General features: G+C 68.7%; 23 protein-coding genes and 1 riboswitch. Of the genes, 7 read left to right on the top strand and 16 right to left on the bottom strand.

Annotated elements, in window-relative coordinates; all coding sequences use genetic code 11:
* The first annotated feature begins 121 nt into the window (after window positions 1–121).
* Both dapD and V1457_RS12110 read left to right on the top strand, forming a co-directional pair.
* On the top strand, window positions 122–1,111 hold the full coding sequence (dapD, locus tag V1457_RS12115; protein WP_200073278.1) for a 2,3,4,5-tetrahydropyridine-2,6-dicarboxylate N-succinyltransferase: 990 nt from the start codon (window positions 122–124) through the stop codon (window positions 1,109–1,111).
* A gap of 59 nt (window positions 1,112–1,170) precedes the next feature.
* A complete protein-coding gene (locus tag V1457_RS12110) occupies window positions 1,171–2,088 on the top strand; it encodes a CHAD domain-containing protein (RefSeq protein WP_338603578.1) in 918 nt (305 codons plus the stop codon).
* Between the two features lie 7 nt (window positions 2,089–2,095).
* Here V1457_RS12110 and dapC read toward each other — a convergent pair whose 3' ends face one another.
* From dapC to typA, 6 genes are all read right to left on the bottom strand, one after another.
* Window positions 2,096–3,220 (bottom strand): succinyldiaminopimelate transaminase, encoded by a 1,125-nt coding sequence (gene dapC, locus V1457_RS12105; protein WP_338603576.1) that lies wholly within the window; start codon window positions 3,218–3,220, stop codon window positions 2,096–2,098.
* Window positions 3,217–3,537 (bottom strand): ferredoxin, encoded by a 321-nt coding sequence (gene fdxA / locus V1457_RS12100; RefSeq protein WP_200073275.1) that lies wholly within the window; start codon window positions 3,535–3,537, stop codon window positions 3,217–3,219. Before fdxA ends, dapC begins: the two co-directional genes overlap by 4 nt.
* Before the next feature lie 336 nt (window positions 3,538–3,873).
* On the bottom strand, window positions 3,874–4,242 hold the full coding sequence (locus V1457_RS12095; RefSeq protein WP_200073274.1) for a hypothetical protein: 369 nt from the start codon (window positions 4,240–4,242) through the stop codon (window positions 3,874–3,876).
* Window positions 4,239–5,150: an N-acetyl-1-D-myo-inositol-2-amino-2-deoxy-alpha-D-glucopyranoside deacetylase gene (mshB, locus tag V1457_RS12090; protein WP_338603570.1), complete on the bottom strand. Its 912-nt coding sequence runs from the start codon at window positions 5,148–5,150 to the stop codon at window positions 4,239–4,241. The genes V1457_RS12095 and mshB overlap by 4 nt, the downstream gene beginning before the upstream one ends.
* A 102-nt stretch (window positions 5,151–5,252) precedes the next feature.
* A complete protein-coding gene (locus V1457_RS12085; RefSeq protein WP_200073272.1) occupies window positions 5,253–6,926 on the bottom strand; it encodes an ABC transporter family substrate-binding protein in 1,674 nt (557 codons plus the stop codon).
* Window positions 6,927–7,149: 223 nt separating this feature from the next.
* Window positions 7,150–9,075 (bottom strand): translational GTPase TypA, encoded by a 1,926-nt coding sequence (gene typA / locus V1457_RS12080; RefSeq protein ID WP_200073271.1) that lies wholly within the window; start codon window positions 9,073–9,075, stop codon window positions 7,150–7,152.
* A 355-nt stretch (window positions 9,076–9,430) separates the two neighbouring features.
* Between typA and V1457_RS12075 the strand changes: the two genes are divergently transcribed.
* On the top strand, window positions 9,431–9,604 hold the full coding sequence (locus V1457_RS12075; RefSeq protein WP_200073270.1) for a hypothetical protein: 174 nt from the start codon (window positions 9,431–9,433) through the stop codon (window positions 9,602–9,604).
* Between the two features lie 44 nt (window positions 9,605–9,648).
* Here V1457_RS12075 and V1457_RS12070 read toward each other — a convergent pair whose 3' ends face one another.
* Window positions 9,649–9,972 (bottom strand): YciI family protein, encoded by a 324-nt coding sequence (locus V1457_RS12070; RefSeq protein ID WP_200073269.1) that lies wholly within the window; start codon window positions 9,970–9,972, stop codon window positions 9,649–9,651.
* 290 nt (window positions 9,973–10,262) lie between these two features.
* Here V1457_RS12070 and trpS point away from each other — a divergent pair, with 290 nt between their 5' ends.
* Window positions 10,263–11,228 carry a tryptophan--tRNA ligase gene (trpS, locus tag V1457_RS12065; protein ID WP_338603563.1) on the top strand — a complete coding sequence of 322 codons (966 nt, stop codon included), beginning with the start codon at window positions 10,263–10,265 and terminating at the stop codon, window positions 11,226–11,228.
* A gap of 298 nt (window positions 11,229–11,526) precedes the next feature.
* Here trpS and V1457_RS12060 read toward each other — a convergent pair whose 3' ends face one another.
* The gene (locus V1457_RS12060) at window positions 11,527–12,369 is read right to left on the bottom strand and encodes an NUDIX domain-containing protein (RefSeq protein WP_200073339.1); all 843 of its coding nucleotides are present in this window, start codon (window positions 12,367–12,369) and stop codon (window positions 11,527–11,529) included.
* 231 nt (window positions 12,370–12,600) lie between these two features.
* Here V1457_RS12060 and V1457_RS12055 point away from each other — a divergent pair, with 231 nt between their 5' ends.
* Window positions 12,601–13,008, top strand: a complete 408-nt coding sequence (locus V1457_RS12055; protein WP_295138670.1) for a GNAT family N-acetyltransferase — start codon at window positions 12,601–12,603, stop codon at window positions 13,006–13,008.
* Window positions 13,009–13,033: 25 nt separating this feature from the next.
* Here the strand turns inward: V1457_RS12055 and V1457_RS12050 are convergent, their stop codons facing one another.
* From V1457_RS12050 to V1457_RS12040, 3 genes are read right to left on the bottom strand one after another with little or no spacing between them, the layout of a single operon-like run.
* Window positions 13,034–14,065, bottom strand: coding sequence for an ABC transporter ATP-binding protein (locus V1457_RS12050; RefSeq protein WP_338603558.1), 1,032 nt, complete (start codon window positions 14,063–14,065; stop codon window positions 13,034–13,036).
* A complete protein-coding gene (locus tag V1457_RS12045; RefSeq protein ID WP_338603555.1) occupies window positions 14,065–15,660 on the bottom strand; it encodes an iron ABC transporter permease in 1,596 nt (531 codons plus the stop codon). The genes V1457_RS12050 and V1457_RS12045 overlap by 1 nt, the downstream gene beginning before the upstream one ends.
* Window positions 15,657–16,688 carry a thiamine ABC transporter substrate-binding protein gene (locus V1457_RS12040; RefSeq protein ID WP_338603552.1) on the bottom strand — a complete coding sequence of 344 codons (1,032 nt, stop codon included), beginning with the start codon at window positions 16,686–16,688 and terminating at the stop codon, window positions 15,657–15,659. The genes V1457_RS12045 and V1457_RS12040 overlap by 4 nt, the downstream gene beginning before the upstream one ends.
* Before the next feature lie 99 nt (window positions 16,689–16,787).
* A riboswitch (TPP riboswitch) is annotated at window positions 16,788–16,898 on the bottom strand.
* Between the two features lie 71 nt (window positions 16,899–16,969).
* Between V1457_RS12040 and V1457_RS12035 the strand changes: the two genes are divergently transcribed.
* A complete protein-coding gene (locus tag V1457_RS12035; RefSeq protein WP_338603549.1) occupies window positions 16,970–17,269 on the top strand; it encodes a 4a-hydroxytetrahydrobiopterin dehydratase in 300 nt (99 codons plus the stop codon).
* 6 nt (window positions 17,270–17,275) lie between these two features.
* Here the strand turns inward: V1457_RS12035 and V1457_RS12030 are convergent, their stop codons facing one another.
* The 5 genes from V1457_RS12030 to V1457_RS12010 form a co-directional block, all read right to left on the bottom strand.
* The gene (locus V1457_RS12030; protein WP_338603546.1) at window positions 17,276–18,232 is read right to left on the bottom strand and encodes an FAD-dependent oxidoreductase; all 957 of its coding nucleotides are present in this window, start codon (window positions 18,230–18,232) and stop codon (window positions 17,276–17,278) included.
* Between the two features lie 39 nt (window positions 18,233–18,271).
* Window positions 18,272–18,970 carry a dethiobiotin synthase gene (gene bioD / locus V1457_RS12025; RefSeq protein WP_338603543.1) on the bottom strand — a complete coding sequence of 233 codons (699 nt, stop codon included), beginning with the start codon at window positions 18,968–18,970 and terminating at the stop codon, window positions 18,272–18,274.
* A 2-nt stretch (window positions 18,971–18,972) separates the two neighbouring features.
* Window positions 18,973–20,256, bottom strand: coding sequence for an adenosylmethionine--8-amino-7-oxononanoate transaminase (locus V1457_RS12020; RefSeq protein WP_338603540.1), 1,284 nt, complete (start codon window positions 20,254–20,256; stop codon window positions 18,973–18,975).
* A gap of 667 nt (window positions 20,257–20,923) precedes the next feature.
* Complete coding sequence (locus V1457_RS12015; protein ID WP_338603537.1) at window positions 20,924–22,135, bottom strand: tyrosine-type recombinase/integrase; 1,212 nt, start codon at window positions 22,133–22,135, stop codon at window positions 20,924–20,926.
* A complete protein-coding gene (locus V1457_RS12010) occupies window positions 22,136–22,687 on the bottom strand; it encodes a hypothetical protein (RefSeq protein ID WP_338603534.1) in 552 nt (183 codons plus the stop codon).
* 141 nt (window positions 22,688–22,828) lie between these two features.
* Between V1457_RS12010 and V1457_RS12005 the strand changes: the two genes are divergently transcribed.
* Window positions 22,829–23,017: a helix-turn-helix domain-containing protein gene (locus V1457_RS12005; protein WP_338603531.1), complete on the top strand. Its 189-nt coding sequence runs from the start codon at window positions 22,829–22,831 to the stop codon at window positions 23,015–23,017.
* Window positions 23,018–24,235: the final 1,218 nt, after the last annotated feature.

The raw sequence follows: 24,235 nt of genomic DNA, 5'->3' as shown, positions 1-24,235 counted from the left end.
GCGGCGCATCGGTTTTCCGTTGCTGCGCCGGGAAATCACTCGATCACTCTCGGTATCGATGAGCGCGGAAGACCTCACCCCTGGGCGGCACCTGGGGCCGCCGCCGATTACCGTTTCCGGCATGAGCGGCACCGAGACCCCCGACCCGCAGAACACCGGCGCGCACGGCGTCGGCCTGGCCACCGTGACCGACGACGGAACCGTGCTCGACACCTGGTTCCCCATCGTCAAGCTCGGCTCGACCGGCGAGGCAGGCAGCACCGAGCTGGATCCGGCGGAGACGGCCGAGGCGCTCGGAGCAGCCGGCGCTGCGCTGACCGGCCGGGACGACGCCCGCCAAGTCGAGGTCGTCGCGGTTCGCACCGAGATCTCCCGGCTCGCCGACGCCCCGATCGACGCGCACGACATCTACCTGCGGCTGCACCTGCTGTCGCACCGCCTGGTCCGGCCGCACGGGCAGAGCATGGACGGCATCTTCGGGTTGCTGTCCAACGTGGTGTGGACCAACCACGGCCCCTGCCCCGTCGAAGGCTTCGAGCAGACCCGGCTGCGGCTGCGCTCGCGCGGCCAGGTCACCGTGCACAGCGTCGACAAGTTCCCGCGCATGATCGACTACGTGGCCCCGTCCGGGGTGCGCATCGGCGATGCCGACCGGGTCCGGCTCGGCGCGCACCTGGCCAGCGGCACGACCGTGATGCACGAGGGCTTCGTCAACTACAACGCGGGCACCCTCGGCGCCTCGATGATCGAAGGCCGGGTCTCGGCCGGCGTGGTCGTCGGCGACGGCTCCGACCTCGGTGGCGGCGCCTCGGTGATGGGCACCCTCTCCGGCGGTGGCAAGGAGGTCATCTCGGTCGGCGAGCGCTGCCTGATCGGCGCCAACGGCGGGGTGGGGATCTCGCTCGGGGACGACTGCGTCGTCGAGGCCGGCCTGTACGTCACCGCCGCCACCAAGATCAGCCTGCCGGACGGGACGCTGACCAAGGCCACCGAGCTGTCCGGCTCCGACGGCCTGCTGTTCCTGCGCAACTCCACCACCGGTGCGGTCGAGGTGCGGCCGCGTTCCGGCGGCAAGGTCGAGCTGAACGCGGCGCTGCACGCGAACGACTGAGCCCGCCCGCTCGCCGAAATCACGGCGAACACCGCGTCGGAATGGCCGACACTGGTGGTATGAACCGCACCTCCCCGGCCCTGCCGCCCGAACCCGCGGTGGCAGGGCGGGACGCACCGGTCGCCGAGCACGTTCGCGCCGCGCTCCACACGCGGCTGCGCGGGTTGCTGGCGCACGATCCCGGCACCCGGCTCGGCGAAGATCCCGAAGAACTGCACCAGATGCGGGTGTCGGTGCGGCGGATGCGCGCGGTGCTGCGGTCGGCCCGACCGTTCCTGGACACGAGCTGGTCGGAGCCGTTGCGCGCGGAACTCGGCGCGCTCGGCCGGGCGCTGGGTCCGGTCCGCGATCTGGACGTGCTGCTGGAGCGGCTGCGCCAGGACGCCGCCGAACTGGACACCGCCGAGCGGTCCGCCGCGGCCCGGCTCATCTCCGGGCTGGAGGTCGAGCACGGCGAGGCGCGGTTCGAGATGCTCGCGGTGCTCGATGGCGACCGCTACGAAGCACTGGTCAACGCGCTGCGCGAGGCCGTGCGAGCGCCGCTGCCGACCGCGGGAACCGGCGCGCACGGACGGCGCGAACTCCGCGCCCTGGTCGCCGAGCAGTACCGCAAGCTGCGGCGTGCCGTCGATGCGGCCGGGCGGGAACCGAGCGACGAACGGCTGCACGAGCTGCGGATCCTCGGCAAGCGCCTGCGCTACACCGCCGAGCTGGCCGAGCCGGTGCTGGGCAAGCAGATGAAGAAGCTGCTCAGCGCGGCGAAGGACTTCCAGGACGTGCTCGGTGCGCACCAGGACGCCTGCGTGGCCCAGCAGCGGGTGCGCGACCTGCTCGCGGGACTCGGCGAGCAGGTCGACCCGGCGGTGACGTTCGTGGCCGGACGGCTCGTGGAGCGGGAGAACGCCCGACGCTTCGCCCAACGCGAAAAGTGGTGGGCGGCGTGGCGCGACCTGCGCGCCGCGGCCGCGAAGGTGTGAGCGCGTCTCAGCCCGCGGCGAGGCGATCCGCCGCGGCCTGCACGCGCTCGTCCGTGGCCGTCAGGCCGATCCGCACGTGCCGCTGCCCACCAGGGCCGTAGAAGGTACCGGGAGCGACCAGGATCCCGCGCTCGGCGAACCAGTCCACCGTTTCCCAAGCGTCCGCGCCGCGGCTCGCCCACAGGTACAGACCGGCCTGGGAAAGTTCGATCTCGAATCCGGCCTTCTCCAACGCCGGGCGCAGCACCGCGCGGCGGTGCGCGTAGCGCTCCCGCTGCGCACGCACGTGTTCGTCGTCGTCGAGCGCCGCGGTCACCGCCTGCTGCACCGGGCGCGGCATGATCATGCCTGCGTGCTTGCGCAGCTCCAGCAGCCGGCCGACCAACCCCGGGTCACCGGTGATGAACCCGGCGCGGTAACCGGCCAGGTTCGACGACTTCGACAGCGAGTGCACCGCGAGCACGCCGGTGAACTCCGCGCACACCGACGGGTGCAGCACCGAAACCGGCTCGGCCTCCCAGCCCAGCGCCAGGTAGCACTCGTCGGAAGCCACCACGGCGCCGACCGCGCGGGCCGCGCGCACCGACTCCGCCAGCGCGGCGGCGTCGAGCACCCGGCCGGTCGGGTTCGACGGGGAGTTCAGCCACAGCAGCGAAGTGCCCTCGGGCGGCGCCTGTCCCGGAGCCAGCCGGACCACTTCGGCACCGGCGATCCTGGCCCCGACCTCGTAGGTCGGGTAGGCCAGGTCCGGGATCGCCACGATCTCGCCCGGCCGCACGCCCAGCAGCGTGGGCAACCAGGCGACCAGCTCCTTCGAGCCGATCGTCGGCAGCACCGCTTCCTCGGGAACGGTCACGCCGTGCCGCCGGGACAGCGCCGCCGCGGCCGCGCGGCGCAGCTCCGGCGTCCCGTGCGTGGCCGGGTAGCCGGGGACATCGGAAACCGAGGCCAGCGCCGCGCGCAGCGGCTCCGGCACCGGATCGACCGGCGTGCCCACCGACAGGTCCACCAGGCCACCGGCGTGCGCCTTGGCGCGCGCGGTGGCCGCGGCGAGCGAATCCCATGGGAAGTCCGGCAGCTCCGGGCCGCGCCGGTGCGGCGGCCCGCCCGCCGGAGTCGGCTCGGCGGTCATTCTCCCTGCGGGGGCAGGCTGGTGACCGGCTCGACGTCCTTGTTGATCTTGCCGACCTTGGCGGCACCGCCGGGCGAACCGAGCTCGTCGAAGAAGTCGACGTTGGCCTTGGTGTAAGCACCCCACTCGTCCGGCACGTCGTCCTCGTAGTAGATGGCCTCCACCGGGCAAACCGGTTCGCAAGCACCGCAGTCGACGCACTCATCGGGGTGGATGTAGAGCATCCGTCCGCCCTCGTAGATGCAGTCGACCGGGCATTCTTCGATGCAGCCCTTGTCGAGCACGTCGACGCAGGGCTCGGCGATCACGTAGGTCACGGTTGCTCTCCTGCTTGTTCCGATCCGGGCCAGACGTTCCCACCCGGCTGCTGACAGTATCCCCCGTGCCCGGTTCGGGAGACTAAGCGGTCCCACAGCGCGGGCACCGTTTTCGACCATACGACGGGGAGTACTAGGCGGTAAACGTCGCAAGATCGCGCGTCCGCAGGCGGGTGCGGCGGCCCGTCACACGCCTCGCGGCAGGCCGTCGTCGCTGGTGAAAACAGGGGCTCCGCACCGCGCGGACGCGTCGCGAGCGCGCGGATTCACCGCAGTGGCATGCCCGCGAGTGCTGTTCGACACACCCGCGCAGCGGCCTTCACCACCTGGCCACCTTCACCGCCCGGCGGCCTGCTTGCCGAGCACGATGCCGAGCATCAGCGCCGAGGGCAGCGTGCCCGAGAAGACCAGCAGCAACGTCCGCCAGTCATCGCCGAGCAGCATCACGTCACCGCCCGGCCCGAACAGCCCGAACACGAAGATCGTGGCGAACCACAGCACCAGAGGCGCGCCCGCGACGCTCCGGCGCGGTGCGAGCCGGCCGCAAGCCGCGACCAGCAGCGGAGTCGTCACCGCGGCCACCGCCGTGGTGATCGGGAACTGCACCTCGCCGATCCAGGACGGCAGGTAGAACAGCTCCACCAGCGCCAGCAGCACCGTGTCCAGCAGCAGGAACCCGAACAGCACCCGGTCGAAGAGGGTCACCGCGACTCCACCGGTTCCGCTCCGCTGACGCCGAGCCCGCCGAACAGGTCCCGCTCGCTGCCCTGCGGATCACCGGTGGCCAGCACGTAGTGCTCGGTGCTGGAAAGCGGCTGCGCGACCCCGTTCGACAGCGCGTAGGCGCCCACGCCCGCGCCGTTGTCCCACTCGTCCAGCCACAGCTCGACCTGCGTGCGGTGCGCGCGCAACGCGCGGATCTTGGCAGCGAGCTGGTCCTCGATGTCGATCACAGTGCTGATCGACTCGTCCGCAACGCTGGGAAGTTCGTCGACCGATGGGCGCTCGAACGGCAACGCCTCGACATCGGCCAACGCCTTCAACCCGGCCTCGAGGCGGCCGCGCGATGGCACCGCGTGGAACACCCGCAGCACGTCCGGGACCTGCTCGGCAGCGGCCATGGTGATCTCGTGCGCGCGGACGTGATCGGGGTGCCCGTAGCCGCCGTCTGCGGCGTAGGTGGCCACGACTTGGGGCCGGACTTCGCGGAGGATCTCGGCCAGCGAGCCGGCCTGCGCATCGCGATCACCGGCCGCGAACGCCCGCGGATGCGCAGCGGGCAGCGCGCCGGCCCGGCCCGGTTCCTCCCACAGCATCCCGGAGTCCCGCCAACGCCCTATCCCGCCGAGGAACCGGTGGTCGGCCACCCGCAGCGCCGCGCAGGCCGCCCGCAGCTCGCCGACGCGGTAGCCGCCGAGCTGGTCCGCCCGATCGGAGGCCAGCCCGCGCAAGCTCTCCGGAATGACCTCGCCCTCTTCCCCGAGCGTGCAAGTCACCACGGTGACCTGCACCCCGCGCGCCGCGTAGCGAGCGATCGTCCCGCCGGTCCAGAGGGTCTCGTCGTCCGGATGCGCGTGTACCAGCAACAACCCGGGTGGAGCCGTCAGCGTCACGGCGCCAGCCTAAACGGCCCGGCGCGCTGGTCGAACGCCGCCCGGCGATTGTCAATCACCTTCGATCAACTTCATTCGATCAGGCGGCGAGATCACTTGATATTAATAGCCGTCGTTCTCGCTGGGCGTTCCCCGCCACTGCGCGGCGGTGGAGAACGGCCCGGCCAGCCCGTTGCCCTGCTGCACCCCGCGCACTTCCCGGCCGGACACCAGGACCTGCGCCTGCTGGTACAGCGGCAACGCCACCGCCCGCGACCACAGCACCGACTCGACCTTCGCCGAAGCCTCCGGGAACGGCATCGCACCGCTGAGCGCCGCCTCGATCGTCGGCTGCAGCAACGGATCGCAGAACCCGGTCGGGTTGAACGGGAACGGCTGCTCGTCCGAGTCGACGCCCGGGCAGCCGTAGGAGGCGGCCATCATCGCCGCCGGATCACCATCGGCCGGACGCGGAGCAACCGCCATGTCCACCTGGCTCGCCCCCGGCTCCGCGGACAGCGGGTTCTTCGGCAGCATCTCGCCGAACAGCTGATCGCCGGTCGGGGTGACCACGGTCGCCTGCACGTCCTGCGCACGCAGCTGCGCGGCCGCCGCCTCGGCGATCTTGATGTACTGCTCGTGCTCGAACGGCGCGGCGATCACCAGGTTCAGCGGCCGGCCGTCCTTCATCCACGCGCCCGCGACGTGCTCGTACCCGGCATCGGTCAACGACTGCTGCAGCCGCTCCGGATCCGGGCGGTCGGCGAACGCGCCCGGCGGCTCGGTCGGCTTGTAGCCCGGTTCCGACGGGGCCAGCACCTGCGCGTGCGCCGGCAACTGGTCACCAGGACCCCCGCCGGTGCCCACATCGATCAGCGCCTGCCGGTCCAGGCCCGCGAGCACCCCGTTCCGCACGCGCTCATCCGCCAGCTGCGCGCTCGTCGGCCGCAGCAGCACCTGCATCGTCGCCGGCCGGGGAACCGTGCTGACCTGCACCGACGAACCCATTTCACGCAGCGAGGCCATCGTCGCCGCATCCGCGCCGAACACCGCCAAGTGACTGTCCCCGCTGCGCAGCGCGGCGACCTGAGCGGCCTGATCGCTGGCGCGCAGCACGATCCGGTCGGAAACCGCGGGCGGGCCCCAGAAGCGGTCGTTGCGCTCCAGGATGATCTCACCGCGCTGCTTGTCCACCTGCTTGATCGCGAACGGACCACCGGAGGCGGGGTAACCGCTGTCCAGCGCGGTCGCCCAGCCGCGCGGCGCGTCCCGCAGCAGATGCGCGGGCAGCAGGTTCGTGAACAGGCTCTGCCAGCCCGGGTACGGGCGCTCGAAGCTCACGTCCACGGTCTTGCCGCCGTCGCGCGAGGCGACATCGTCGATCAACTGGTAACCGGCCGGGTCGGACACCCCGGGCTGCGAGCGCAACTGCTCCCACAGGTACAAGAAGTCCTCAGCGGCGATCGGCGCACCGTCGGACCAGGCGGCTTCCTTGCGGATGCGGTAGCGCACCGTGAACTTGTCCGCGCCCGGAACGACCTCGGCCGACTCCATCAGCGTGCTGTCCAGCCGCCTGCTGCCGTCCGCGGCCGGCCGGAACACCGACGGCAGCATCAGGCTGGACAACGCCGAACTGGTCGGCGACAGGTCGGCCAGCGCGTGCGGGTTGAAGCCGCCCTCGAGCGAATCCACCCCGACGACCACCTCCGTCGGCATCGGCTGCCGCGCAGGCGGCGGACCCGGCGCGGGCGGTTCGACCAGCGGCGGCGGTGGTGCGTTGGTGCAAGCCGCCACCATGCTCCCGATCGCAACCAGCAGACAGATCACGGTGCGCGGCCGTCGACCCTGGTGCACGCTGCCGAACCTCCCCTCGTTCCCCAGGCCGTCTCGCGGGCGGCGCGATGCGCCCCATCGGGGGACGCGCGGAAAGACTCATGGTTCCGCGCGTCCGCACCTCATTCGACACCGGGGTGGGACCGCTGGGCGTCCGTTCAGCCTCGCAGCCGGGATTCCCCGCGGCTCAGCCCTGGTCCCGCGCCTTCGCGCGCGAACGCTCGCGGCCGCGGGTGGTGGCGTCCAGCACCACCTTGCGGACCCGGACCGCCGACGGACCGACCTCGACGCACTCGTCGGCGGAGCAGAACTCCAGCGCCTCTTCCAGGCCCAGCGTGCGCGGGCGGGCCAGCCGCTCCAGCTCCTCACCCGCGGCCGAGCGCATGTTCGTGAGCTTCTTCTCCTTGGTGACGTTGATGTCGAGGTCCTCGGCGCGCGGGTTCTCCCCCACGACCATGCCCTCGTACACCTCGGCACCCGGCTCCACGAAGAACGTGCCGCGGTCCGCGAGCTGCAGCATCGCGTAGGTGGTCACCGGCCCGGAGCGGTCCGCGACCAGCGAGCCGCTGTTGCGCGTGCGCAACTCGCCCACCCACGGGAAGTAGCCCTCGAAGACGTGGTTCGCGATGCCGGTGCCGCGGGTCTCGGTGAGGAAGTCGGTGCGGAAACCGATCAGCCCGCGGGCCGGGATCACGTAGTCCAGCTTGATCCGACCGGTGCCGTGGCCGTCCACGGTCTCCATCCGGCCCTTGCGCGCGGCCAGCAGCTGGGTGAGCGCGCCCATGTACTCCTCGGGAGCGTCGATGGTCAGCCGCTCGAACGGCTCGCACAGCTGGCCGTCGATGGTCTTGGTGACCACCTGCGGTTTGCCGACGGTGAGCTCGAAGCCCTCCCGGCGCATGTTCTCCACCAGCACCGCCAGCGCGAGCTCGCCGCGGCCCTGCACCTCCCAGGTGTCCGGGCGCTCGGTCGGCACCACGTTCATGCTGACGTTGCCGATCAGCTCCGCGTCCAGCCGGCTCTTGACCTGCCGCGCAGTGACCTTGGTTCCGCCGTTGCGGCCGGTCAGCGGGGACGTGTTCACGCCGAAGGTCATCGAGATGGCCGGGTCGTCCACGGTGATCCGCGGCAGCGGCTGCGGGTCGTCGGGAGCGGCGAGGGTGTCGCCGATGGTGATGTCCGGGATGCCTGCGATCGCCACCAGGTCGCCCGCGTACGCCTCGGTCGCCGGGACCCGGTCCAGGTTCTGGGTGACCAGCAGTTCGGTGATCCGGACCTTCTGCACCGTGCCGTCCTCGCGGCACCAGCCGACCGTTTCGCCCTTGCGCAAGGTGCCCGCGTGGATGCGGCACAGCGCGATGCGCCCCAGGAAGGAGGAGGCGTCGAGGTTGGTCACCAGCGCCCGCAGCGGAGCTTCGACGTCGCCGATCGGCGCGGGCACGTGCGACATCAGCGTGTCGAACAGCGAGTCGAGGTTCTCGTCGGCGGGCAGCTCACCATCCACCGGCGCGGTGCGGCTCGCCCGGCCTGCGCGCGCCGACGCGTAGATCACCGGCAGGTCGAGGATCGCGTCCATGTCGACGGCGCCCTCGCCGTCGTCGAGCTCGGAGGCCAGTTCCAGCAGCAGGTCGTGGACTTCCTCGACGACCTCGGAGCAGCGCGCGTCCGGGCGGTCGACCTTGTTCACCACCAGGATCACCGGCAGCTTCGCCGCCAGCGTCTTGCGCAGCACGAAGCGGGTCTGCGGCAGCGGGCCTTCGCTCGCGTCGACGAGCAGGACCACGCCGTCGACCATGGACAGCCCGCGTTCGACCTCACCGCCGAAGTCGGCGTGCCCCGGGGTGTCGACCACGTTGATCGTGACCGGGCCGTCCTCGGTCGTGCGCCGCAGGGACGTGTTCTTCGCGAGAATGGTGATGCCCTTCTCGCGCTCCAGGTCGTTGGAGTCCATCACCCGGTCGACCAGCTCGGCGCGCTCGGTGAACGCACCGGACTGGCGCAGCATGGCGTCCACCAAGGTGGTCTTGCCGTGGTCGACGTGCGCGACGATCGCGATGTTGCGCAGATCGGTGCGGACCTGCTGGTTCGGTTCGGCGACGCTGGTGGCGGGCACGCGAGCTCTCCTGATTCGGCAAGGATCTGGGTCGGGCAGTCGCAGCCGCGTCGACCTCGTTGCCGCGGCTGCTGTGCCGCCGCTGCGCACGCGCACGTCACCGGGCTCGGGCCGGGGCGGCCGGCTCCGCTCGGCGGAACGCGGCCGAAGGCGCTCGGCGCTGGTGCAAGGCCCGGCGCGCTGTCGACTAGCGGCCACACCCAGCGTAGGGCACCTGCCGACGCGAACGGGCGGCAGGTGTCGAGAGCAACAGTCCCCCGGCCGACATCAAGTTCGCACCGGCCGACCGGCGGCACCTACGCTGACGCCGTCCGATCCGGCTGCCGGGTGGTCACAGGCAGGGGAAAGACCAGACGTGGGCAAGAAAACGATCAAGGTCAAGCGGAAATGCTGCCATTCGCAACCGCCGTGCAAGCAGTGCCCGATCGTGGTATTGCGAGAAGCACTCAAGGATGCAAAGGCAGCCGAGGTCAAGAAGGCCCAGAAAAAGGCAAAGAAACAGTCAAAGGACAAGAAAAAGTCAGATTGACCCGCCGCCGCGGCGCGGACCGCGGTGGCTGCCTGCGAAATCCGTTATTCGGCCGCCGGAGCGAACTGGTCGGCGAACTTCGCCATCTCCGGCACGGTCCGGTAGGACTGGAACTCGATCACCTCGTGCCTGGCGAGTTTGCGCAGCTCGAAGGGGTCCGTGGCGAGTATGGCCTCCAGCCTGCCGCGGGACATCGCACGTGCGATGAGCACACCGCCGGTCAGCGGCATACCGGGTTCGGGGGTCCGGTGCCCGGTGGCGATGAAGTCTCCGGCCTCGTAATGCCGTGAAACCCACTCGTAGTGATCCACCAAAGCGCCGTCGATGTCGGCTTGCGGAGCGGTGTAGTTCAGCAATACGACGAACATGATTCCACGATAGTCCTTCCCGACGGCCGTTGCCGATACCTTTCTGGTAACGTGCCGCACGTGCACGAAATGTCGCGTACCGGCCGCATCCGCGTATGCATGCGCCATGCAGAAGCAGGCCATGCAGACGCTCGGGTTTGCGCTGCCTGCGCACGCGTGGGCAACTGGTGGGCCGCCGAAGGGCGGCCCCGGCTCGTCGTGCACTGAAGTCAGCACGCGCATCGGTCGCCACCAGGCGACCGGCGCGGTGCGGCGGACCCGGGTGGCGGCCCCGACCATCGGGAGAGATCGTGACCCGCTTGTCCGGCATCACCCCGTCCGGCCACATCCACTTGGGCAACCACCTCGGCGCGATCCGCCGGTGGGCCGCCGAAAGCGAGCCGGACGACCTCTACTTCGTCTCCGACCTGCACGCCATGACGCTGCCGTACCGGCCGGAACGGCTGCGCGCGCTCACCCGCGAGAACCTCGCGGTGCTGCTGGCCGCCGGGATCGATCCGGGGTCGGTGTTCGTGCAGTCCGACCTGGTCGGCGAGCTGGGAGCGCTGAACTGGGTGCTGGAGTGCACCTGCGGCTACGGCGAGGCCGCACGGATGATCCAGTTCAAGGAGAAGGCGGCCGAGCAGGACTCCGCACGGCTCGGGCTGCTGACCTACCCGGTGCTGATGGCCGCGGACATCCTGCTGCAGGGCGCTTCCGAGGTACCGGTGGGCAACGACCAGAACCAGCACGTCGAGCTGGCGAGGACGCTGGCCCGCCGGTTCAACGCCTCCTACGGGGAGGTGTTCACGGTGCCCGCGGCCGCGGTGCCCCGGGCGGCTGCCGGCGTGCGGGATCTTGCGGATCCCGGCCGCAAGATGGCCAAGTCGGCGCAGCAGCAGAACGGTGTCGTGTTCGTGCTGGACGAGCCGGACGTGGTGCAGCGCAAGATCAACCGGGCGAAGACCGACGACCTGCGCGACGTGCGGTACGAGCCGGAGCAGCGGCCGGGGTTGGCGAACCTGATCGAGATCTTGGCGGTCTGCACCGGCGTCAGCCCTTACGCCGCGGCTCGGACGGCGACGACGTACGCGCAGCTCAAGGATGCGGTGGCGGAGGCCGTGCTCGAGGAACTGCGGCCGGTGCGCGAGCGCGCGCGAGAGTTGCTCGACGACCCCGGCGAACTCGAGCGGGTCCGCGAGAAGGGCGCGCGGCAGGCCGCGGAACGGGCCAGCAGCAGGCTCGATGCTGCGTTGCGAGTCGCCGGGCTGCGATGACGCGAAAGCGGGCGGGCCGACATCGGCATCGGTCCGCCCGCTTCGTTCACCAGTTCGAGTGCAATGGGGCTCGGATGGTGGCGAAGCGCTGATCGGCGGCGCCAGTCTGGATCTCATGAACAGGCTTTCGACGGCCATCGCCGACTTCCAGGCACAACAGACAGAGCCGACTTCCAGGCACAACAGACAGAGCCGATTTCCCGGCACAACAGACAGAGCCGACTTCGGGCGCAACGCACAGAGCAGCAGGCCCGAACCGATCTTGCGCGGCCGAGTACCGCAGCACGCGCCGCGGCTGTCAGGCCAACAGCTCCCGCAGGGAGTGCAGCAAGACGCGGTCAGCTTCCAGCCAGTCCAGCGCGGCAAGCTCGGCGGCGGATGCCCAACGCACCTCCCGGTGTTCCACGGCCCGGGGTTCGGCGGTCGGGTCCGCGGGCTCGGCAGTGTGCACGCGCAGCAACATCCCGTTGTGCAGCGGAACGTCGGTGCCCACCCGGCCGGTCGGGACCACGCCGATGCCGAGTTCCTCTTCGCATTCCCGGATGACCGCGTCGCGTTCGCCTTCCCCCGGTTCGACCCGGCCACCCGGCAGTTCCCAACGTCCGGCGTCGCGGGCCGGGTAACGCCGTTGCTGCACCAGAAGCCGCCCGTCGTGCACCAGCGCGGTGCCGACCACGATCGGCCGCTGCGCCCACGACTCGGCGAGCTCGCGGACAGCGCGGAAGCGGTACGCCAGCACTGCTTGCGCTACCCGGCGGCCCACCAGCACGTCGACCGTCCGTCCCAACACCCCCAACGGGCTCTTCCACCGCAGGCAGTCGGTCAACGACGTGGATCGACCGCCGCCCGACCCCCCGATCTCGGCGAGCACGCTGTCGTGCCGCATCTCCCGGAGAGGACCAGCGATGAGCACGGAATCCAGTTCGTCGGCAGCCGCCCGCACGACCCTGCTGCGCAGGCTCGGCCAACCGACCGCGAGCCGGAACGACAGATCATCGCCGGGCACGAGGAGCTCGGCGGCCGTCGTGCTCACCCGCCCCCGGACGCCCAGCGCACGCAGGCCGTCCTCGGCCGTGCGGGTGTGCCGCAAGGCCGCTGCCACTGTCCTCGGCGGGGCATCGACCGACCCCTTGCTCCGCATCGTCGACACGTGGCGACATCCTGCCGCACCGCTGTCCCCGCTCCGGAAGCCGGCTGCCGCGCTCGTCGCGTTCGCCAGGCGACGGGTTCTTCCGGTCGCGCGGGACACCGGCCTGGCACGGACGGTGTGGCTACTGTTGCCGAAGGGCTGGCGAAGGTCGTACGGCTGGTCGCCACCGACGCACGGTAAAAGCCGACGCGCCGACGGCCGATCGCGACCTACGCTGCCGCAATGGACTACGAGTTCGACGATGACCTGCGGCGGGTCGACCGGGACGCGGTGTGGAACTTCCTCACGACCGAGGCGTACTGGGGCAACAACCGCACCCGCGAGCAGTTCGATCGCCAGCTGGACGGCGCGTGGCGCGTCGTCGCCGCGTACGAGCGCCCGGGCGGCCGGCTGCTCGGGTTCGCCCGAGCCTTCTCCGATGGAGTGCTCAGCGCATACCTGGCGGACGTGTTCGTACTGGCCGAAGCGCGCGGGCACGGCATCGGTGCTGGGCTCGTGCGGACGATGGTCGAAGACGGTCCGGGCGGGAACTTCCGGTGGATGCTGCACACCTCGGATGCGCACGAGCTGTACCGGCGATTCGGGTTCGACGAACCGAACTCCGACTTCATGGAACGGCCCAGGCGGTGAGCGAGCCCGGTCGGGCACCCACCCGTCACCCGACGACGGCCACGCCCTCGGAATCGAGCACCAATCCGGCCCGCTCGCCCACAGCCGGTGCCTCGGCGGTTTGCGCGACTGCCTCCACCTGACCGACCTCCGGGACCGACACGGCGAGCCGGAAATGATCGCGCCGGTACACCCGTTCCCGCACGGTCCCGGTCACCGCGACGTCCCGGTCTCGGTCGTCCACCGGTCGCCGCGCACGCACCCCGGTCGCACGCAGCCCCAACTGCACTTCGCCGTCGTCCGCCCGCACTGCCACCGACCCCAACGCGCACGACGCCACACCGTCCCGGACGCGCGCGGAAAGAAAGTTGCAACAGCCCAGGAACTCCGCGACTTCGATACTGACCGGTCGCCGCCACAGCAGGTCCGGCGTGTCCACCTGGGTGATCGTGCCGCGGATCATGACCGCTACCCGGTCGGCGAGCGTGAACGCCTCGTCGTGATCGTGCGTGACGACCAGTCCCGTCGAGGGTTCCCTGCCGAGCAGCGCGGCGAGGTCGACGGCGAGCCGTTCGCGCAACATCCGGTCCAGTGCCGACAGGGGCTCGTCCAGCAACAACAGCTCGGGGTCGGCGGCCAACGCGCGGGCCAGCGCGACCCGCTGCGCCTCTCCACCGGAGAGCTCGGTGACGCGGCGGCCTTCGCAACCGGCGAGCCCGACGAGTTCCAGCAGCTCGGCCACTCGCGCGCCGCGTTCGGCCCGCGCGACGCCGCGCATCCGCAACGCGAAGCCCACGTTGCCGGCGACGTCGCGGTGCGGGAACAACTGCCCGTCCTGGAAGACCAGGCCGAACCCGCGCCGGTGCACCGGCACCCTGGCGAGATCCCGGCCGTCCCACCGGATCTGGCCGGCAGCCGGCTCCTCCAGCCCGGCGACGGCCCGCAACAACGTCGACTTGCCACAACCGGACGGACCGAGCAATGCCAGCACTTCCCCGTCGCGCAACGCCAGGGAAACATCGCGCACCGCTTCTACCGCCCCGAAACGCACGGTGAGACCGCGCAGTTCCAGCCCCATCAGAATTCCTCCACCGCGTCGGTGCGGATCCGCAACCGTTCGACGAGTACGACCGCCAGCACGGTGACGATCATGAGCAAGGTGCAAGCCGCGTACGCCATCTGCGTGTTCAGCTCGCCCGGCCTGCCCAGCAGCCGCCCGATCGCGACCGGCAACGTCGGCGCGTCCGGCCGGGCGAGAAAGCTGGTCGCCCCGAACTCGCCGAGTGCGACCACGAATCCGAACCCGGCCGCGCCCAGCACGGACCGCGCCGCCAACGGCACGTCCACCTCCCGGTGCACCCGCCAAGGCCCGGCCCCGAGCGTCGCCGCCGCCTGCCGAAGCCGGTCGTCGATGGACCGCAGCACCGGCAACACCATGCGGATCACGAGCGGCGTCACCACGAGAGCTTGCGCGAACGGCACCAGCAGCGGCGAAGTCCGCAGGTCGCCGGGCAACAGGTGCAGCGTGATCAGGTATCCGAAACCGACGGTCACCGCGGAGACTCCGAGCGGCACCATCAGCACCACGTCAAGGGACTCGGCGAGCGCGCGCCGCCGCACGGCGACCAGCACGAACGACGCCAGCAATCCGAGCAGCAACGCCATCCAGGTCGCGTCGACGGCCGTGCGCACCGAGTTCAACCCGGCCTCGAGGCCGGTGACTTCCAACGTCCCCTGCTGCCCGGTGCCCAGCAGCGCCCGATATCCCGCCAGGCCCCAACCATCCCTTGTGGACACCGAGCGCACCAGCAAGCCGGCGATCGGCGCCAGCAATCCGCAAACCACCAGGCCCGCCGCCCCCACCACGAGCCACTGCGCGCCTTGCGGACGGCGCGCAGTGCCCGCTGCGGACCGCAGGCGCAACGCGGTTTCCCTGCGGCGCCGCGCGAACGAGGCCGCTAGCAACGCCGTCACGACCGCCGCCAGCTGCAACAGCGACAGCGCCGCCGCACCCGGCAGGTCCAGCAACTGCACCGTGCGCAGGTATATCTCGGTCTCCAAGGTCCGGTACTGCCCGCCGCCCAGCACCAGCACCACACCGAAACTCGTGGCGCAGAAGAGGAAAACCACGGCGGCCGCGGACCCCAGCGCAGGCAGCAGCGCGGGCAACGTGACCGAGGTGAACGCCCGCAGCTTCGACGCTCCCAGCGATCGGGCCGCGTCTTCGGCCCGACGGTCGAGGTGGCTCCACAACCCGCTCACCGTGCGCGCCACGACCGCGACGTTGAAGAAGGCGTTGGCGAGCACGATCGGCAGAACCGCACCGGAATCGACGTCGAACAGCGCGCGAAAGGCCATGCCGACCACGATCGTCGGCAACACGAACGGCACCGTCACGACCGCACGCAGCACCGCACGGCCCGGGATCAACGAACGAGCCAGCACGTACGCCAACGGCACGCCCGCGATCAGCGCCACCGCTGTGGACGCCGCTGCCTGTCCGAGCGTGAACGCCACCAACCGCCAGGTCGACGCCTCCGCCAGCACCTCGCCGACGTTCCCGTGCAGCCCCATTCCGATGATCGCTGCCACCGGCCATGCGAAGAACAGCCCGAGGAATCCGAGCACGACGCTCGCGGCTGCCGGGACCGCCAGCCGGTTGTGCGGGCTCATCCGCGAACCAAGGTTCGCCACTGCTGGACCCAGCGGTCCCGATTCCGCTCCACTTCGGACGCGGGCAGCTCGGCCGGTCGCGGCGGCAGCGGTGCGCTGGCCGACCAGTTCGGTGGCAGCGGCACCCCGTCCACCGCCGGGTAGACGTACATCTGTTCCGGCGCTTGGCGCTGGAACTCCCGCGACAGCAGGAAGTCGACCAACTGACCAGCGCCCTGCGGGTCCTTCGCCCCGGCCAGCACGCCCGCGTACTCGACCTGCCGGTAGCAGGTGTCCAGCAGCGCCTTGGTGCGCGGCTTGCCGTCGTCGCCGACCTCCGCGGCCGGCGACGAGGCGTAGGACAGCACGATGGGGCGTGGCCCGTGTTCGGCGGCAGCGGAGAAGTCCTGGTTGTAGACCTCCTCCCAACCGGAGGAGAGCTTGACGTCGTTCGCCGCGAGTTCCCGCCAGTACTGCTGCCATCCCGGGTCGCCGAACGCAGCGACCGTCCCGAGCAGGAAGGCCAAGCCGGGCGAGGACGTCGTCGGATCCGGAACGGCTGTCAGGCCGCGGTAGCGCGGTTCGGTGAGGTCTCGCAGCGTCGCGGGCTCCGGCATCCGGTGCGCGGCGAACCACTCGGTGTCGATGTTCACGCACACGTCCGCCACATCCACCGCGGTGAGGCGGTTTTGCCGGTCCTGGGCGTAGCGATGCGGTCCCTGGTCGGCATCGGCGGCCCGGTACGGCGCGAACACGCCTTCCCGCAGCGTGCGGGACGCGAAGGTCGAGTCCACGCCGTAGGCGACGTCCCCGAGCGGCGCTGCCTTGGACAGCACCAGCTTGTTGGCGAGCTCACCGGCGTCGCCGCTGGTGCGGACTTCGACGTGGATTCCGGAACGCTGCTCGAATTCCGCCAGCAGCCGGGGATCCACCACGAACGAGTCGTGCGCGACCAAGGTCACCGTGCGCTGCGCGGGCTCCTGGCCGACCAGGAGCGAACATCCGGCGGTCAACGTGATCACGGCGACCGCCGCGACCCACCGGACCAACGCGGTCCATCGCAACGAGCGGTGCTGCGAGGAAGGGGACAGTGATAAGCGGGGCAACGATCCTCCCGAACGGCGAGCCGATATCGGCCACGCGACGTCGAGCGGATCGCGGTACCTCCCTGCGCCGGCATGATCCGGTTCAGGTGCGGACGGTCGAGGGGAAGAGCCCCTCCTCTCAGCCCAGCGCGCTGGACTCCCGTGGCGCGAGCAGTCTACGTGCCGATCACGCCAACGGATGCCCGAAGGTCGCATCCGGCGCGATCAAGTACCACCATGTGGGCATGACCGGACTATTGAACGACACGCAGGTTTCCGAGGCGCTGCGAAGCCTGCCGGAGTGGGAGCAGGACGGCACCCGGCTGTCCCGGACCGTCGAGTTCGACAGCTTCCCGCAGGCCATCCAGGGCGTGAACCGGATCGCGGAGATCGCCGAGAACGAGGGCCACCACCCCGACTTCGACGTGCGGTGGCGGAAGGTGACGTTCTACTGCAGCACGCATTCCGAAGGCGGCATCACCGCCAAGGACGTGTCCATGGCCGAGGAGATCGACGGAGTCGTCGACGCGCTCTCCCAAACCTGAGCTTCGTCAACCGCGCGCGAGTTCGGCTGCTTCGGTGGCGCAGCCCCAGGACAGCGCCACCCCGCAGCTGCCGTGACCGTAGTTGTGCACGATCTTCGCACCGCCGAATCGCTCCACCTCGACCCGAACCGCGTCCCTGCCGGGACGCAGCCCGACCTTCTCCTCCAACACGACGGCCCCGGACAGCAGCGGGTCAACTCGCGCACAACGGCGAAGAATGCCGTCGGTCGTCCCGCCCTCGGCGGTCCGGGACCAGTCGTGTTCCACGGCGGTGCTGCCGAGCACGACGTGGCCGCCGTGCGGCATGACGGCGACGGGCTCCTCGCCCTGTCCGATTTCCACGAAGTACTCGTCGATCCCGGGATTGCGGACCACGACCTGCTGACCGCGCACCGGGCGGACACCGGGGTCACCGATGAGTTCGTGCGCGCCGACTCCCGTGCAGTTGACCACGACGCTCGCTTCCTCCGCCGCTTCCGCCAGCGAGGACACCGGGCTGTGCAGTAATTCCCCGCCGGCCGCGCGGAAACGTTCGGTGAGGTGGTCCAGGTAGCGCGGCATGTCGATCAGCGGAACGGTCCCGCGGTAGCCGCTGACGAAACCTTCCGGTAGTTCGTCGGGCCGGCAGCGGCGCAGATCCGGCAGCAGTTCCGCCTCGGGTGGCACCTGGTCTCCCAGGTCGAAGCGCGCGGCCATCCGCCCGTACTCGAGGTGCACGCCGGTCGCCGGGTCCGCGGCGAGTTCGACGAACCGGTGGTACGAGGTGGTGACCCAGCCCAGCACCCGGTCGGCAGGTTGCAGCAGCGCCGGTCCCCACATCGCGCCGGCGGCTGCGGAGGTCGTCGCGCGCGGGTGTTCCGACGTGCGAATGCGCACCGGGGTTCCGGTTTCCGCGAGCGTGACCGCAGTGCTCAACCCGGCCACGCCGGCACCGATGACCAGCACAGATTCCTCGAGCGGCATGCTCGGCACGCTAGCAGCGCCGCCGGATGGCGGTGGTTTTCAGCTGATGTGCGCTCGCCGGAACGCTTCGGCGTCGAACGTGCCGCCGAGTTCGGGAGCGAGCGCGGTCCGCGCGATGTCGCGGAACGCGGCTGAAGCCGTCGCGCCGTGCGGCAACGCCCCGGCCAACGGTGCCGCGCTGACTTCCGGCAGATCGGCCAGGTTGCACCGCGTGGCCAAGTCCGGCTCACGCGGCCAGTCGCCGATCACCACACCGGAGCACCGCAACCCGCGCGTGCGCAACGCCTCCGCGGTGAGCGCGGCGACGTTCAACGCCCCGAGGCCGGCGTGCGTCACGACCAGTACCGGAGCTTCCAGTTCGGAGGCGATGTCGGCGATCGTGCCGCCTTCGTCGTCGAAGCGGACCAGCAGTCCGCCTGCGCCTTCGATGAGCACGAGATCGTGCGTGCCGGCGAGTTCCCGCGCTGCATCCGCGACGGCGCTGGGCCGCACTGGCTCCGCACCGGCCCGGCGCGCCGCCGTCGCCGGAGCCAGCGGTTCCGGATACCTGCCGAGTTCGACGGTGGTGACCGGCCCCGTCAACGCTCGCACCTGCGCGAGATCACCGTCTTCGCCGGGTTCGACCCCGGTCTGCGCGGGTTTGACAACTGCTGTGCTCCCCGGCGCGAGCGCGGCGACCGCGGCGGTGACCGCGGTCTTGCCGATCTCCGTGCCGGTTCCGGTGACGATCAGGAACATCTTCAGCCTTCCCGAGCCGCGGCGAGAGCGGCCGCGCAGATAGCGGCGAGGTCGTCGTCCCCGGTCACGTACGGCGGCATCGTGTAGATCAGCTTCCGGAACGGCCGCAGCCACACCCCGCTGCGCAGCGCCGCGCTGCTCGCGGCGGACATGTCCACGTCGTGATCGAGCTCGACGACTCCGATCGCTCCGAGCACCCGGACGTCGACCACTCCCGGCAGGTCCCAGGCGGGAGCGAGTCCGCTGGTGAGCCCGCGCTCGATGCGCTTCACCTCGGCCTTCCAGTCCTGCCCGAGCAGCAGATCGGTCGACGCCCGGGCCACCGCGGCGGCCAGCGGGTTGCCCATGAACGTCGGCCCGTGCGCCAGAACCGGAACGGACCCGCCGGAGATCCCTTCGGCGATGCGCGGCGTGCACAGCGTTCCGGCCATCGTCAGGTACCCACCGGTGAGCGCTTTGCCCAGGCACAGCACGTCCGGGCTGACCCCGGCGTGGTCGGCGGCGAATAGCTCGCCGGTGCGCCCGAACCCGGTGGCGATCTCGTCGAAGATCAGCAGCACGTCGTGCTCGTCGGCGAGTTCCCGCAGCACCCGCAGGTACTCCGGGGAGTGGAACCGCATTCCTCCTGCGCCCTGCACCACGGGTTCCACGATCACCGCGGCGACGTCTTCGGCGTGCCGGGCGAACTGCTCGGCGAGGTGATCGGCATAGGCCGGGTCGAATTCCGCGGGCGGTGCTTCCGCGAAGATCTGCGGCGGTAGCGCGGAGCCCCACAAGTGGTGCATCCCGCCTTCCGGGTCGCACACCGACATCGGGTGCCAGGTGTCACCGTGGTACCCGCCGCGCCAGGTCAGCAGCCGCCGCTTGTGCGCGCGCCCCGTGGAGCGCTGGTACTGCAGGCACATCTTGATCGCGACTTCCACCGACACCGAGCCGGAGTCGGCCAGGAACACGTGCCGCAGCGGTTCCGGGGTGATCCGGACCAGCCGTTCGGCCAGTTCGATCGCGGGTTCGTGGGTGAGGCCGCCGAACATCACGTGGCTCATCCGGTCGAGCTGCCCGCGCACCGCATCGTCGAGCACGGGGTGCCGGTAGCCGTGGATCGCGGCCCACCACGAAGACATGCCGTCGATGAGTTCGCCGACCCCGTCGACCGGTTCGGCCAGCCGCAACCGCACACCTTCCGCGGAGTCCACCAGCAGCGGCTCGGTCGTCGCGGGCATCGCGCCGTAGGGATGCCAAACGTGTTCCCGGTCCAGGTCGAGCAGGGTTCGATGGGACTGCATGCGCCGCATGATTCCGCAGTCCGGGCGCGCGGGCGGACGCCGCCCCGGTAGCGCCGGCTCGGGCCCGTGCTCGCCGCCGGATCGCTGTGGCGCGTCGATCGGATCGACCGCGATGCCGAGTGACAGCCCCGCGCGGGTGCGGTTGATCACCGCCTCCCGCAGTTCACCCGGAACTCCACGCCGGGTTTCTGCGCGGATTCGCGGATTAGTCTTCCAGAATGGTGATCGTGCCGGTGCCCCCGCAGTTACCGCAACCCTTGCCGTTGCAGTCTCCGCAGATGGACGTGATGAGCTGCATGCGCCCAACATAAAGCGGCCGGTAACGCGGTGCGAATCACGAGGGTATTAGGTTCCTGGTGCGCAGCCCCCGATGCGCGCGCTGCGCGACCGGCCGGGCCGAACATTTCACTCGGACGAGCTGAAATGCCGGCGATATTCCCCGTGAATTTGCCGATCGACGCGTGACGTGACCCCGATCGGGGGTCAACCGATCGACAATGAACCGGTCGGGTTGCGCCGCGAAACCGAATTGCCGCGGGACGCGCCACCGCGAAACTCCAGCGGCCTCACACGTTGAAGCGGAACATCTACCCCATATGCTCTGACCTGCAAAGATGAGATGTCGATCTTTCCGGGTCAGCACAGAACCAGCACGGGTCAGCACATGTCAGCTCGCAACTGCCTTGAGCGCTGGCCGTAGAGCATCCTGCATGACCGTCCGGAACCTCTCCGGGGCGTCCGGGGTCAGGTGCCCGTAGGTATCAGCCGTGACCTTGATCGAGCGGTGCCCAAGCCACCGGGACACCTCCAGCAGCGGCACGCCCCCACCAAGCGCAGTCGAGGCGAAGAAGTGTCGTAGGGAATGCGGGGTGAACAAGGGCTTCACCTTCCCGTCTACCAACACGGTCAGGCCAGCAGCCTCCAGAGCCTTCCGCCAGTGGTAGCCATACGTCGTAGCGGTAGGCATGGTTCCTTTGCCTCGCTCACGTGGGGCAAAGAGAACCTGAAACCCTTCCACATCTGTCACACCCCACTGATCAATATGAGCTTCGATCTCAGCGGACAGGAAGGGCGGTAGCGGAACGTCCCGGTACTCATCCTCCGTCCGATGCTTCAGCGGGACCAACCGTGTCCGGCAATCACCTTGATTGGCCTTGGAACTAACCTGCCGCCGCGACCGCAGGAAGTCTCCCCTGTCGCAGTCAACCGAGAAGCCCAGCGCCTCACTGATCCGGAGACCAGCACCCGCCATCAGCCAGATACTCAGCGCATACTGACCGCTGATGTTCCGCGCAATCGCGTGCACCTGCTCCAGTGTAGGGATCTCATCCTCACCTACCGCGCTGGTCCCCCTGCGAGGCAACGTGACCCCTTCACAGGGGCTGTCGGCAATCCTCTTCTCACGAATGGCGGCCCGCATCATCGCTCGTAGCGGATTAAGCCGGTCGCTGATAGTCGAAGCAGCCAGTCCAGAGCGGTGCATCTTGTTTACCAAGCTCTGTACGTCCGACGCGGTAAGACCCGAGAGCGTCTTACGTCCAATATTCGGAACTAGCCACTTCTCAATGAACCCTTCGTAGTTCCTCCGAGTGGACTCGCCTACGATGATCTGTCCTAGCCATTGCTCGGCCCAGGCCCGAAGCGTAATCGCTCCCCGTTTCGGATCAAGGTAGACGCCTTCATTCTTGTCGTTCTCAACCTTCGAGGCGTACGCATCTGCCTCCTTCTTCCTTGGGAACGACTTCTCACGCTGCTTCGCAGTCCGCCCACCCGGTTCCCGATAACGGACAGTCCAAGGGTGCCCGCACTTCGGACCCTCACACGGCGGATCAGTTCTTTTCGGGTAGCCATCTCTGCACTTCTGCCAAACAGTAGCCATTTAGCTTTCATCCTTCATTGAAGCAAGAATCTCCTGAGCCTTACCAGTAAGCTTTCCTCCGGCTCTGCCCTTCACAGCCGTAAGAAGTCCTTGAGTTCGGGCGGATTTGAGGTGGGCACGTATCGTTTCCGGCCGCCTACCGGCAAGTTCTGCAAGGTTCGTTGTCACGGGCTGAAATCCCAGTTGGACAAACTCAACGTAGAGGTATGCCAAGAACGACAGATACTCGTCAGTGACCCCTTCTTTCGAAGCATCCTTTAGCGTAGAGGAGACCTCATCCAGCATTGCTTGAGTTAGCTCAAAGGAACCTTCTGATTTTGAGACCTCTCGCCATTCCTCAGCAGCTTTCTTGAAGTCCAGCTTCCTGAGCACGGTTGAGGACAGCCCTCCGGCTAGCTCCTCGTCGCTAGCCCCAGGGTGGGGGCGAATTGCCAGATACCAGGGTCCTCCTTGGTCTACGTCTTTCGGCCATTCCATGCTCACCTGCCAGGGCCAAATATCTTGTGCGATGCCTACCCGTGGTGGCTGCCTGCGGCTGTTCTCCTCCTCCATGGCTCGCACCGTAGACCGCCATACCTAGGTTGGTCAAGCATGGAAGTAACGACCGCACACGTCTTGACACCCCTAGGTTGGGCATGTCTGGTGGGGGCAGCTCCGGGACACGCCCGGATAGGTAGAGGAGGAGAACAGGCAATGACCAGCCGACTTATGACCGTGGAGGACGTGGCCGAACACCTGGGTGTGGCTCCAAAAACCGTCTATCAGAACTGGAAAATGTGGCAGCTCAAAGGAGTCCGTATCGGTGGCGGAACGAGCGGAGCGCTGAGGTTCAGGTTGAGGGATGTTGAGCGCTTGGCGCAGGAGTGGGAGACCGGCGACTGATGGGCGCCACTAAGAGCAAGATCAGGAGTGCTGTTTGTGCCTGGCCCCCGTGCGGACGGCCATTTTCCTATACATCGAAGGGCGGTCGCCCACCACGAACCTGTAGCCCAAAACACAAAAAGAAGTTGGACAACCTCAATCGCGCTAAGAGTCGTGCAAGAAATCACCAGCAGAGGGAGGGATTCAAGAAAGCAGAAACTCAAGGGCAAGCCTGGCATAACCCACCAGGTGAGGAGTATCCCTGTCGCGTTCGCAGACCGAATGTATCTCGACCGCCACAAACCAAGGAGGGGTATATTGCCCCGAGCGCATACCAACCGATGCCGCTGAAGGAGCAAGTAGAACGAACGAAGGCCACGCAGAGGTGGTCACACGAGTATCGCCATACTCAACGTGGCGACCACCTGCGCGAAGGAGCTAGCTGGATACCGTCAGGGTCAGTCTGGACACTCCCTAATGAGCTAGGAATTGAAGGGCTCCCGCCGTATGATGATCACCGAGATTCAGGCGCCCAACATCGTTTTCCGTTTGCTCGTGATAGGAGTAGGGTTGAAGAATGGTACCGGGAACGTGATGACCATAATCTCCTTGCTCCTCCGCTCGACGTTGGCAGAACAGCCCGTGGCGAACTTCCAGCAGTACAGGGAAGCTTCAGGACGATCTGGGATGACAACCGCAAACGTCGTTACTTCACCTGTACGCGAGATCCTCTGACAGCTCTTGAACCCTTCTGGTGGGACACAACCGCTCCTGAGACTTCTCCAGCTATTCAGCGATGCCTTCCGGAGCCAGGAAGGGAATCCAAGTATGAGACCGATTGGTCCGAGCTACCAGCCTACCTGGATCAGCCTGAGTGGGAAGAGTTGCTGTGCATGAAGGTAGATGCTCAGCGAGCCATGAAGGCTACAGGAGCTGATGATCCTGACGTTCTGAGAACATGGCTGGCGGCACAGATAATTCCAGGTCAGAACCCAAAGTGTCCGAATAATCTATACCTATGGAGGGTGAATACCTCTGGGGACAAGCTCACTGGGCGGTGAGCCTCTGTCACAGCCGTAAGGCTGGGCCTGTTCGAAGTCCAGAGCTAGGAGCTAGCTCGAATGCGGCCACCGGATACCTGCCTGTCATGGTGACACCCTGACACGGATCGGAAGGTGGATTCTCCTACCCCAGCTCTATCTGAGATTTTTTGGGGGTAGGGGGACCTGTCTTCCAATC

The sequence above is a fragment of the Saccharopolyspora sp. SCSIO 74807 genome (assembly GCF_037023755.1).
In the GTDB taxonomy this organism is placed as follows: domain Bacteria; phylum Actinomycetota; class Actinomycetes; order Mycobacteriales; family Pseudonocardiaceae; genus Saccharopolyspora_C; species Saccharopolyspora_C galaxeae.
The sequence above is the reverse complement of the archived record's forward strand: the minus strand, read 5'-3'. Positions and strand labels throughout refer to the sequence as shown.